The sequence below is a fragment of the bacterium genome, assembly GCA_021372515.1.
Taxonomy (GTDB): domain Bacteria; phylum Gemmatimonadota; class Glassbacteria; order GWA2-58-10; family GWA2-58-10; genus JAJFUG01.
In genome coordinates this window covers 1-11,373 of the sequence record JAJFUG010000168.1, presented here as the reverse complement: position 1 = coordinate 11,373, position 11,373 = coordinate 1, and the positions used below count along the sequence as shown (strand labels likewise).

The window sequence follows — 11,373 nt, the reverse complement described above, 5'->3', positions numbered from 1 at the left end:
CTCCAGCTCCTGCTCTCCATCGGTGATCTGCGCCGACAGAGCCGCGCCCTCGGCCTTGATCTCCTCCATGCGGCGGCGGCGCATCAGAAGCGTGCCGCCGGAGGTGCTCTTGGCTGCGGCCCCGGCCGAGACCGCATACTGGTTCAGGGTCTCGCCGGACAGGGTCACCAGGTGCAGCGGCCGCTTGGCCTGTTTCTGCAGGGCCAGGGCCGCGGGCAGGTCCTCCACGATCGCCACACCGGAAAGCAGCAGCCGGCGCAGGAACTCGTACTCGCCGCTGCAGCTCACCACCTGGTCGCAGTAGGCCAGCACGCCCTGCTCGGGACGCTCGCCGGCGAAATTGTAGCCGTTGACCAGGTCGCGCGCGATGAACGTGGCGCTGCCCGAACGGTTGCTCTGCAGGCGCTCGATGGCGTGGAGCATGGAGCCGGTGTCGCGGGTGATGATGCTCTGGATGCGCAGGCCCAAGGCGGCCTCGATGGCCTTTTCGTATTTTGGCTCGGTGCTGAACACCTCGGCGGCCACGGCCTCCAGGCCGGTCTCGCGGCCCTTGTCCAGCAGAAGGGAGCGCACGCCCTCCTGGTAGCCCTCCAGTTCTTTCTGCAGGCGCTCCAGCACGCGGTACTCACCGGCCAGGCTGTCGCGCGAAAGGCGCCGGCGCTGGATTTCCTCGGTGCGGGCGGCGGCCAGGCGGCGGGTCTCCTCGAGCTGCTCGTGACGCTCCTCCGCCTCGTCCAGGCAGCCCCGGCGCTCCTGCTCCAGGCTTTCCAGATCGGCGGACACCCGGGCCAGCTCCTCCTGACGGGCGGCGACAGTCTCACCCAAAGCGGCGGCCTGCGCCAGCAGCTCGGCGGCGCGGCGTTTCTGCGCTGTGGCCGACTCCTCCAGGGCCTCGGCCCGGCTGGCGCAGCCGGCGGCGCTTCGCACCAGCTCATCTCGGCGGGCCTCGGCCGTGGAGGCGGCGCTGCGGGCGTTGTTGACCAGCTCGGTCTGCTCGCGGGCGGCCTTGCTTGCGGCGTCGAACTCGCCCTGGGCGTCCGCGGCCGCGGAGCGCAGCTCGGCCACCTGGCTGCGCTGGGCCTCCAACTCCTCGCTCCGGCGGGCGATGTTCTGGCGCAGGCGTTCAAGGTTCTCGCCGCTCGATGTGATCCATTCCTTGCCCGAGATGCGCTGGCCGCGGATCAGGGCCAGCTCCTCCTCTGCGGAGCGGATCAGGGCGGTGAGCGATTCAAGGCGGCGCGCCAACTCATCCGCTGCGGACTGACGGTCGTTGATGTCCTTGTGCAGGGCCTCCTGCCGCGCCGACTGCGTGTCCTCCACCGCGCTGGCCTCGGCCAGGCTGTCGGTGGCGGTCTTGAGGCGCTCATTCAGCGGGCTTTCCTGCTCGGCCAGACGGGCCAGCTCATCCCGGCACAGGGTCACCGCTACCCGGCGAAGCTGGTCGCTGAGAAGCTGGAACCGCCGCGCCTTGCCCACCTGCCGCGACAGCGAGCCCACGGTGCGCTCCACCTCGCCCACGATATCGTTGATGCGCTGCAGGTCCTGGTCCGTGCTCTCCAGCTTGCGCAGGGCGAACTTGCGGCGCAGCTTGTATTTCATGATCCCGGCCGCCTCCTCGAACAGGAAACGGCGCTCCTCGGCCTTGTCGCTCAGCACGGCCTCGACCATGTGCTGCTCGATCATGGAATAGGCATGGCTGCCCATGCCGGTGTCCATGAACAGATCCTGGATGTCCTTGAGGCGGCAGGGGGTCTGGTTGATGTAGTAGCAGCTCTCGCCGTCGCGGTAGATTTCGCGCGCCACGGTGACATCCTCGGCTTCGAAGCCCAGCCGTCGCGCCGGGTCGGCGAAGGTCAGACGCACGGCGGCCATGCCGAGGGGCTTTTTCTCGGCCGTGCCGTTGAAAATGACCTCCTCCATGCGCTCGCCGCCGCGCAGGGTGCGCACGTTCTGCTCGCCCAGGACCCAGCGGATCGACTCGGTGACGTTGGTCTTGCCGCAGCCGTTGGGGCCGACCACCGCGGTGACGCCCTCGGTGAACTCGATACGGGTGCGGTTGGCGAAGGATTTGAAGCCGTGGATGTCGAGGAGCTTGAGCTTCATCGGGCAGTTCCCGGAGCGGAGGTCAGGGCGACGGGGGAGCGAGCCGGAGCGAGTGCCATACATATCATGCACGCTATAGATATATATTAGCCAATTCCGCCGGGAAGGTCAAGAGAGATTTTTGCCGGGGGGAGGAAGAGAGAAGCTTAATAACAATGCAACATATTGGTAATTAAGTAAAAGATGTCTAAATATTGCATAATGTCGGGTTTGACGTAGGGGAGGGTTCTAAACCCTCCCCTACATTTTGATACATCGAGACTATTCCTCGTCTTTTATTCGCCTGTGGAAGTAGTGAAATAATGCAGATACACCAGGCTGGTCAGGCCCAGAGTCAGGGCGGCCTTGAGGGCCATCGAACCGCACACCACGGCGGAGAAAAACCCCAGGATCGTGCCCAACGGCCAGGGCAGGTGCAGCCACTCCGGGATGCCGAAACGCGTGGCCGCGGTCAGGCTCAGGATATCCCAGCCGCCCAGGGCGGTGAGCACCGGGATGGCCAGAAGGGACAACGAGGGCAGGCACGTGTACGCGGTAAAAAGCGTGGCCTGGTGCAGAGCGCTGCGCGGGGGAAGCCCCCGCAGGCGCAAGCCCAGTATAGGCCCCCAGAGGAACGCGGTCCCCACGGCGAACACCTGGCTCGCCATTCCGGCGGCCACGGCCGCGCTTTCGAACCCATAGATCAGGACAAGCAGGAAAAACCGCCGCCAGGACCCTCCGCGGGGGAACGCGCCCGGCCTGCGCGCCAGAGCGGCCGCACCGGCAATACCCAGCAGAAGGTTGAGCGCCACGAGCCCGCCGCCGATCAGGTCCATCCGGTGCCTCCGGGATAAGGATGAATGACAGTTGAGCGTGTTGCTTAGTCCGACTGTCCCATCCCGAATTCAGTTCCAGGATTTGCGGGCTCAACTCTCTTTTTTCTGGATGAACCCCTCCAGCACACGCAGGGCCAGCTCCCACTTGTCAAAGGGTGGCATGATGTAGGCCCCCTGCACGCGGGGACGCACTTCGGCCAGGGCCTCGCGCGCGATCTGTATCCCGGTTTCCTGCGCCACCGGCCCGCTCCCCGCCGCTTTCATCCGCGCGCGGATGTCCTCCGGGATAGTCATCCCCGGGACTTCATTGTGCAGGAACTCGGCGTTCTTGTGGCTGAAAAGCGGGAGGAACCCGGCCAGAATCGGCACGGGCAGCGCTCCGGCGCGGTCCAGGAAACGGCTGAGGATCGCCGGGTCGTAGACCGGCTGGGTGAACACGTACTCCGCGCCGCTTTCGATCTTGGCCCAGAGACGGCGCACCTCCTCATCCAGGTTCAACGCGCCCGGGTTGGCCCCCACGCCGATAAGGAACTGCGTGTGCCCGCCCAGGGCACGGCCCGCCAGGTCGAGGCCGCAGTTGAGGCGTTTGATTATGGCCACCAGCCCGATGGCATCGACATCGTACACCGCGGTGGCATCCGGGTAATCACCCAGTTTTGGCGGATCGCCGGTGATAACCAGAATGTCGCGCAAGCCCTGGCTGTGCGCCCCCAGGAGGTCGGACTGCAGGCCGAGCAGGTTACGGTCGCGGCAGACATAGTGCACGATCAGCTCGATGTCCAGCTCCAGGTTCCTCAGGTGTGTGGCCAGCGCTCCGGGGTTCATGCGGGCCGTGGCCCGGGGGCCATCCGGCATGTTCACGGCGTCCACCCCGCCCGCGGCCAGACCGCGCACTGCAGCCTCGGCCCGCTCCAGCCCGAAGCCGCGCGGGGGGACCACCTCCACGCTGCTGACAAACTTGCCCGCGGCCAGCTTGCGCGCAAAGGCGGTCTTCTCGGACCAGGGCACCGGCTCGACCAGCTTTTCCGGCGCGACCTCACCGCGGTCCGCGCCCACGGCAGTCAGGCCCGGCCGCAGCATGCGCACCATGGCCGACACGGCCCGGATGTGCGAGGGCGTGGTGCCGCAGCAGCCGCCCACCATGTGCACCCCCGCGCTCTGGATCGCCCGCCGGGCGTACTCGGCCATGAACTCGGGGGTGGAAAGGTAGATATCGCGGTCCTCAACCACGCGCGGAGAGCCGGAGTTGGGCATCACACCCAGGGGAAGGGCGGTCACGGCGCGCATCCTGACCAGAAGCGGCACCACCGCATCCGCTCCCAGGCGGCAGTTGATCCCGGCCAGGCTGGGGTTGAGCGGCTCCAGCAGCCGGATCGTGTCCTCCGGGCTCAAGGCGCCCTTGGCCTGCCCCTGCTCATCGAACACGGCCAGGGCCACCACCGGGAACGCGGGGTCAAGCTCACGGACCACGGTCAGGGCCAGGGCCAGCTCTTTGGGATCGGAAAATGTTTCGAGGATTATCAGGTCCACCCCGTTCTCGATAAGGCAGCCGATATGCCGGGCGAAAACCTCGCGGGCCTCGGGCTCGGGCACCTCATCCCACAGTGGCGCGCCCAGCGGCCCCACCGACCCGGCCACGTAGACCGGCTGGTCCTCCACGGCCTCGCGCGCCAGGCGCACACCGGCCGCGATGATCCGCTCCTGGCTCGCGGCCAGGGCGTGCTTTTCGAGTTTGAGACGGTTGGCCCCGAAGGTGTTGGTCTCGATGATGTCCGCCCCGGCGGAGATGTAGCTGCGGTGGATCTGGCGGATCATGTCGCCGCCGGAGAGGTTAAGCTCATCGAAACAGCGGTTGATGTACACGCCGTGGCTGTAGATCATGGTCCCCATGGCCCCGTCGCACACCAGCACGTGTTTTTTGACCGCCTCGGCGAAACTACCGTCTTTCATTGTCTTGCGTCCTCCAGTTTGTTTTTGTCGGGTTAGCCTGCGGGCGTAATATACCGCTCCAGGCCGGGTTTGTCCACCGGCAGAGGCCAATCCGGAGCACCGGCTGACCGGATTTCACGCAATTATCAAACCACCCGGCGGTTGACAGGTGGTCCGAAGGGCCTTAAATTATTGTTTTCTTTAATGATACGCATGGACACCGACAGAGGGAAGTCAATGGGATTTTTCAGCCGGAAAGACATACGGGAGCAGTCGCGCAAGAAATCGTTCTGGTCGCGGGTCAAGGACATCGCCCTGCTGGACGTGGGGGTGCTGGTCAAGGGCCTCGACACCAGCAGCATCGAGAACCTGGAGGAACTTCTCCTGGAATCCGATTTCGGGGTGGAACCCTCCCTGGCGATTGTCGAGACCCTGACCACAGAGGGCAAAAAGGGCAACCTCAAGAACGAGGAGGACCTGCGGGCCATTTTCCGCCGCGAGATACGCAAGGTGTTCGAGAAGACCTCCGGCGAACGGGAGATTCGGCTCAACCCCTCCGGGCCCACGGTGATCCTGATGGTGGGGGTCAACGGTGTGGGCAAGACCACCTCGATCGCCAAGATCGCCCACCGTTTCCAGAGCCAGGGCAAGAAAGTGATCCTGGCCGCCGGGGACACCTGGCGCGCCGGGGCGATCGAGCAGCTGGAGCTCTGGGCCAACCGTCTGGGCAGCGAGTTTATCCGCAGCACGGCCGGGGCCGACCCGGCCTCGGTGGCGTTCGACGCGGTGAGCGCCGCGCTCAGCCGCGGGGCGGATGTGGTGATTATCGACACCGCGGGCCGTCTGCACACCCAGGGCGGGCTGATGGATGAGCTGGTCAAGGTGCGGCGCGTGATCGGCAAGCGCCTGGAGGGCGCCCCGCACGAGGTGCTGCTGGTGCTGGACAGCACCCTGGGCCAGAACTCGATCCAGCAGGCCAAGATTTTCCACGAGAAAATGGGCGTGACCGGCCTGGTGCTGGCCAAGTTCGACGGGACCGCCAAGGCCGGCTGCGCGGTGGCGATTGCGGGCAAGATGGGCCTTCCGATCAAGCTGGTGGGTGTGGGCGAGGCGGTGGAGGACCTGGAGGAATTCGACCCGGAACGCTATGCGGAAAAAATACTGAACTGAGGTGGGGCGGGCCGGCAGCTTTTTTGCGTGAGACGCGCAACGGGATGTCCCGGCGCGGTGGTGCGGCGCAAAAAAGATGCCGGCCCGCCCTGCATTGCGGCCTAAATTTTCAGCTTGAAAGTCTTGATCGCATTGTCCCGCAGCAGGGCTTTCGCGTAATCCAGGGCTTCCTCCTCGCTCCAGAACCCCTCGATCACCCGGTCGGCCAGCACTTTGGAGACTATCTGACGGCAGAGCACCGAGTGCCCGTAGCTCCCCTCTGCGACAACATAGTCACCGCCGAAACCCAGGACCTTGTCACTGGGAAGGGTTTCGATCGCCCGGTCCAGGAACTCGGCGGCGAAACGCGGCGAAATGATATAGATCCAGCACATGTCCAGGGTCACGTTCGGCAGGTTCTTGGCCATGGCCAGGAGTTCCTCGCCGTAGGGGTAGCCGCAATGCATCAGCACGAACCGGGTGCGCGGGTGACGGATGATGAACGGTGCCAGGCGGGTCGGGTCGGACTGGGAGATATCACGGCCGGTGTCGTAGAACAGGCCGGTGTGGATCTGAAGGGGAAGGTCGTAGCGGGCGCAGTTGTCCGCGATCCGGCCGAACATGTAGTCCTGAATGGCTCGCCGGTCCTCGTAGGTGGCCAGACGGGTGCCGGCCGAGTCGGCCAGGATATGCTCGAACGCGGTGGCAGCCTGATCCCGCGACACGTAGCTGTAGCTCAGCGAGCGCTCATAGGCCAAGCCGGACTTGATCCCGACAAAGCCCCAGTCCACTGTTTTCTGGAACGCCATGTCCAGCCCGCGCTCCCAGTCCTCCAGCGAGCGGGCCTGGAACCCCCACTTGCGGCAGACCGCATCCACTGACCCGGATTCGAGGACAAACTCATCCAGGCGCAGCACGGCGCGGAAAAGGGTCGAGTCCAGGTCGCGGCCGCTCAGGCCGACATCGCAGATCGCCAGGTCGATCCCGGCCTTGTCGTGCAGCACTTTGCTGTAGAATCCCTCCTGGTTGGCCTCTTTTATCTTTTCGGACAGTTTGGCGTAGGTGCTGTCGGTGATTTCCCCTATTCCATAGAGGTCCTTGAACGCAATCAGGAGGCTGCGGCTATAGGCGGTGTGACGGATGTTGTTCCAGTAGGGGGCCATCAGGCTCCATTTCTGCTCCAGCGGCACGGTGGGATTCTCGAACAGCGAATCCGACAGGTTGCGGTCCAGACCATCCGCCCACATGTCCGAGGCCGCATAGTGCAGAGTGGTGAACAGCGAGCGTTCCTGCGCCAGACAGTCCTTTTCCGGGGCCAGGTGTTCATGGCTATCGATCAGGCGGATCGCCGCCACTCCTTTTGTGATATGCTTGCGTACTGCGGACTCACGGCAGGAACAGAGGGACAGGGTTATCAGGGCTACAGCCAGGAAAATCCAGGTACGACGCATATCTACGCCTCCCGGGGTGATGGATTGTACTGCTGGAATGTTATGACATGCTCCTGACCGGAAAACAGCAGTCAGATTTTTTTCAACGTGCGAGGGGGCGGGCCGGCAGCTTTTTTGCGTGATCCGCGGCCGGGAGTTTCCGGCTGAAGTGGTGTGGCGCAAAAAAGATGCCGGCCCGCCCTGCACCGCCGTCTCGATTCAAAACCTATCCATCTGTTCCGGCCGGCTTGCCGGTCAGGCTGCCGCTGTCACCCCGTCCCTCGATCACATCCACCACCCGCTGACCGAACAGCGGGGCCACAACCCGGCAGAAAGCGGCGTTGGGGTGCGAGTCCCCGGAGGCGTACTCGTTTTTCAGGTACAGCCCGCCCTCGGTTTCCAGCTCGAAGAAATCCCAGACGAAAATATTGTCCCCCGGCTCATCCCACTGGGTCTTGACCCACTCGAAAAACTCCCTCGCCCGGGCGCCCTGCTCGGCGTTGGTCTCGCCCTCCACCAGGGCCGCGCCGGTCCAGACTATGAACCGGTTGGCCCGGAACTGGTGCAGTTTCTCTTTCAGGGCCGCGTACTGAAGCTTGTAGTTCTCCAGGGTCTTGGCCTCGCTGGAAACGCTGGGAGAGCCCGTGTCCGGCCCGATGCCGCTTACCGGGTAACAGTGCTTGAACACGATCACCCGGTACTGTGGGGTCAGGATTTCCAGGGTTGGCTCGGTCAGGTAGGGCTCAGCTCCGGCGTGGGAGACCCAGATATTCCAGTAATCGTAGGGGTAGTTGTTCCACGGGTAGGGGCTGCCAGAGGGATAAGCCCGCTCGCCGATACTGTAGCTCTTGCCGTTCTGACGGCCGTATTGCGCGAACCAGTCCGCCACCCCGCCGTTCCAGACATTCTCGCCGGTGCTGTGATGCAGGAATATCACCCGGGTCGAGCCGGGCAGCGCGCCCAGGACCAGGGCGACCGGCGCGCTGGTGTCACCCGAGGCTGCCACCCGCAGCTCGCCGCCGCAGAACCAGTCCGGCACCACGACCCGCGCCTGTCCCGCCGAGAACCCGCACAAGGGTGTCTCCCGGCCGTCTATCAACACGGTGATAGTCTGGCTGTCGGCAATGCCGGATAGCGAGATATCCAGCGTGTCCCCCGCGCCCGGGGCTGTGGAGCTGACTGCGCTGATCGAGGGCCCACAGCTCATCGTTGGCGGGGTCTTGGAGCCGGAAAGGTATTTGAGCAGTTCCAGCAGGTCGAATATGTCCACCCGGCCGCTGGCGTCGGTGTCCGCGATCCGGCGCACCCGTTCGGGCTTGCCGGCCGGGTCGGGAAGGACTTTCAGCATTTCGAGGAGGTCGAAAACAGTCACCCGGCCGTCCTCATCGATATCGCCACGGCAGGTGGCGGAGTCGGACAGCCGGGTCTGGGCAATAGCCAACCCCGAAAACGACAGCAGCAGTACAGTCAGAACGAACACGCACAGACGCGGACCAGTCAAAAGGGCCTCCTCGTTCGGTCAGCTTCCGGGTGGCATCCGCCGTCTGCGGCTGCGCAGAGGGCGGTCAGAGCATTTCCGGTTCGGAGGGGTACTCACGGGTCAGCTTCGAGGCCGCGGGGGCATCCACGATCACCGTGACCGACGGGTGCAGCTGCAGCGCGCTGGCCGGCACCATCGCGGTCACCGGGCCCTCCACCATTTTGGCCACTGCCTCGGCCTTGCTCTCGCCGTTGGCCACCAGCAGGATCGAGGCCGCATCCAGGATCGTCCCGATCCCCATGGTCATGGCCTGACTCGGCACCTCGTCCAGGCTCTTGAAGAACCGGGCGTTGTCGCGGCGGGTGCGCTCGGTCAGCCGGGTGAGATGCGTGCGTGAGCCGAGTGAGCCGGTCGGCTCGTTGAACGCGATGTGCCCGTTGGAGCCGATGCCCAGGAGTTGAAGGTCGATGCCGCCGAAAGACTCGATCATCTGCTCGTAGAGCTGGCAGAATTCGACCACGTCCTCGGCGTTGCCCTCCGGGATATGCACGTTTTCCGGACGGATGTTGATGTGGCTGAACAGATTTTCCCACATGAAATAGTGGTAGCTCTGCTCGTTCTTTTCATCCAGGCCCACATACTCATCGAGGTTGAAAGTCACCACCTGTGAGAAATCCAGGCCCTGCTCCTTGTGAATGCTGATCAGTTCACGGTAGGCCGCCACCGGGGTGCTCCCCGTGGCCAGTCCCAGCACGCAGCGCGGATTGTCCTCCACCACGTCCGCGATCATCCTCGCCGCCAGCGCGCTGACCTCTTCGTAAGAAGGTTTAACAATCACATCCATCGCTCCCCCCTCCTCGTAAATTTCTCCAGTCGAAAAACTATTTGTTTACGGCATCAACATGCCAATATAAGCTTGGCTGGTCCGGGGAGGAAAGAAAAAAACCCGGTTTTCAGCGTGTCAGCTTGCGGTAGAGCGTGGAGGGGTCGATCCCCAGCACCCGGGCCGCCTCCTTGCGGCTGCCGCCCACCTGGTTCATCACCCACTCGATGTAGGCGGTTTCGACCGCCTCCAGGGTGGGAGTGGGCTTGGGACCGCCGGCGGCCAGCGGGGCGGGCTGCGGGGTGCGCAGACGGGCGGGGAGGTCCTCCTCGCCGATCCGGTTGGCCGGGCCGGTCACGGTGAGCTGCTCGATTACATTTTCCAGCTCGCGGATGTTGCCTTTCCAACTGCAGGCGGACAGCACCTCCAGCGCACCGGGGGTGAAAAGCGTCTCGTGGCCCTGGTCCCGTCCCAGGCGGCGCAGGAAATGGTCGATCAGCGCCGGGATGTCCCCGGCCCGCTCGCGTAAGGGGGGCACGGTGATCGGGATCACGTTCAGACGGTAGAACAGGTCGCGGCGGAACTGTCCCGATTCAACCTCGGCCTCCAGGTCCTTGTTCGTGGCCGCGATCACCCGCACATCCACCGTGACCGGCTCGGTGGAGCCCACCGGGGTGATCTCGCGCTCCTGCAGCACGCGCAGCAGCTTTACCTGGAACGCCAGCGAGGTGTCGCCCACCTCGTCCAGGAAAATGGTCCCGCCGCTGGCCACCTTGAACAGGCCGTCCTTGTTCGAAATGGCCCCGGTGAACGAGCCTTTCACGTGGCCGAACAGCTCGCTTTCGAGCAGGGTCTCCGGCAGGGCGCCGCAGTTGACCGTGACAAAGGGACGGTTGGCGCGCTGGCTCGACTGGTAGATGAAACGGGCCACCAGCTCCTTGCCCGTGCCGCTTTCGCCCTGGATCAGGATCGTGCTGTCGCTGGCCGCGGCGCGACGGGCAAGGTCCATGGCCCGGACAAAGGCCGGAGCCTGCCCCACCGGGGGCTCGGGCCCGGCGGTGCTGGTCAGCTCGCGGCGTCGCACGGCATAGCGCCGGTCGGCGCGGCCGAACTCCAGCGCCTCACGGCAGATCGCGATCAGGCGTCGGTTCTCGAACGGTTTCTCCAGGAAATAGTAGGCCCCCTCGTTGCAGGCGTCGATCGCTCCCTGTTTCTCGGCCTGGGCCGTGATGATCACCACCGGCAGGAACGGGTCGATCTTCTTGGCCTCGCGCAGCACCTGGATCCCGTCCACCTCCGGCATGCGGATGTCGGTGATAAGAAGGTCGGGCGGGTCGCCTGCGCGCAGGAGCTCCAGGCCCTCCAGCCCCCCCGGGGCGGTCGCCACCTCGAACCCCTCCCGGCTGAACAGCACCTCCAGCGTGGTCAGCAGCGACTGCTCATCGTCTATTATCAGCACCCGGTTCATGCGTTCTCCTGGTTCGCTCCGCGCGTTTTCAGCCCGTTCACGCGGCTGGGCACAGGCCCGTCAGACGCGGCGGGCAGTCCGATCAGGAAAGAGGCCCCGCCCGGGCAGTCCTCCACCCTGATCGCCCCGCCCAGGGATTCCACGATCCGCTGCACCACGGCCATACCCAGGCCGAA

General features: G+C 64.8%; 9 protein-coding genes. 1 reads left to right on the top strand and 8 read right to left on the bottom strand.

Annotated elements, in window-relative coordinates:
• The 3 genes from LLH00_15420 to LLH00_15410 form a co-directional block, all read right to left on the bottom strand.
• A partial coding sequence (locus LLH00_15420) for an AAA family ATPase (GenBank protein ID MCE5272669.1) occupies positions 1–2,103 on the bottom strand: 2,103 nt, incomplete at its 3' end.
• Between the two features lie 275 nt (positions 2,104–2,378).
• Positions 2,379–2,918, bottom strand: a complete 540-nt coding sequence (locus tag LLH00_15415) for a hypothetical protein (protein MCE5272668.1) — start codon at positions 2,916–2,918, stop codon at positions 2,379–2,381.
• 90 nt (positions 2,919–3,008) lie between these two features.
• Positions 3,009–4,868: a bifunctional homocysteine S-methyltransferase/methylenetetrahydrofolate reductase gene (locus LLH00_15410; protein ID MCE5272667.1), complete on the bottom strand. Its 1,860-nt coding sequence runs from the start codon at positions 4,866–4,868 to the stop codon at positions 3,009–3,011.
• A gap of 216 nt (positions 4,869–5,084) precedes the next feature.
• Here LLH00_15410 and ftsY point away from each other — a divergent pair, with 216 nt between their 5' ends.
• Positions 5,085–6,017 carry a signal recognition particle-docking protein FtsY gene (gene ftsY, locus LLH00_15405; protein MCE5272666.1) on the top strand — a complete coding sequence of 311 codons (933 nt, stop codon included), beginning with the start codon at positions 5,085–5,087 and terminating at the stop codon, positions 6,015–6,017.
• 101 nt (positions 6,018–6,118) lie between these two features.
• Here ftsY and LLH00_15400 read toward each other — a convergent pair whose 3' ends face one another.
• From LLH00_15400 to LLH00_15380, 5 genes are all read right to left on the bottom strand, one after another.
• Positions 6,119–7,447 (bottom strand): amidohydrolase, encoded by a 1,329-nt coding sequence (locus LLH00_15400; protein MCE5272665.1) that lies wholly within the window; start codon positions 7,445–7,447, stop codon positions 6,119–6,121.
• Positions 7,448–7,652: 205 nt separating this feature from the next.
• Positions 7,653–8,927 (bottom strand): dockerin type I repeat-containing protein, encoded by a 1,275-nt coding sequence (locus LLH00_15395; protein MCE5272664.1) that lies wholly within the window; start codon positions 8,925–8,927, stop codon positions 7,653–7,655.
• 64 nt (positions 8,928–8,991) lie between these two features.
• Entirely contained in the window at positions 8,992–9,750 is a 759-nt protein-coding gene (gene nagB, locus LLH00_15390) for a glucosamine-6-phosphate deaminase (protein MCE5272663.1), read from the bottom strand.
• A 109-nt stretch (positions 9,751–9,859) separates the two neighbouring features.
• Positions 9,860–11,197, bottom strand: coding sequence for a sigma-54 dependent transcriptional regulator (locus LLH00_15385; protein MCE5272662.1), 1,338 nt, complete (start codon positions 11,195–11,197; stop codon positions 9,860–9,862).
• Positions 11,194–11,373 (bottom strand): hypothetical protein (locus LLH00_15380; protein ID MCE5272661.1); only part of this gene is annotated, 180 nt, incomplete at its 5' end. The genes LLH00_15380 and LLH00_15385, both read right to left, overlap by 4 nt.

What these genes read in the sequence shown, in the direction of transcription:
- LLH00_15410 (MCE5272667.1), bottom strand. Translation starts at nt 4,868, where the DNA reads ATGAAAGACGGTAGTTTCGCCGAGGCGGTCAAAAAACACGTGCTGGTG.
- LLH00_15400 (MCE5272665.1), bottom strand. Translation starts at nt 7,447, where the DNA reads ATGCGTCGTACCTGGATTTTCCTGGCTGTAGCCCTGATAACCCTGTCC.
- LLH00_15415 (MCE5272668.1), bottom strand. Translation starts at nt 2,918, where the DNA reads ATGGACCTGATCGGCGGCGGGCTCGTGGCGCTCAACCTTCTGCTGGGT.
- ftsY (MCE5272666.1), top strand. Translation starts at nt 5,085, where the DNA reads ATGGGATTTTTCAGCCGGAAAGACATACGGGAGCAGTCGCGCAAGAAA.
- LLH00_15385 (MCE5272662.1), bottom strand. Translation starts at nt 11,197, where the DNA reads ATGAACCGGGTGCTGATAATAGACGATGAGCAGTCGCTGCTGACCACG.
- nagB (MCE5272663.1), bottom strand. Translation starts at nt 9,750, where the DNA reads ATGGATGTGATTGTTAAACCTTCTTACGAAGAGGTCAGCGCGCTGGCG.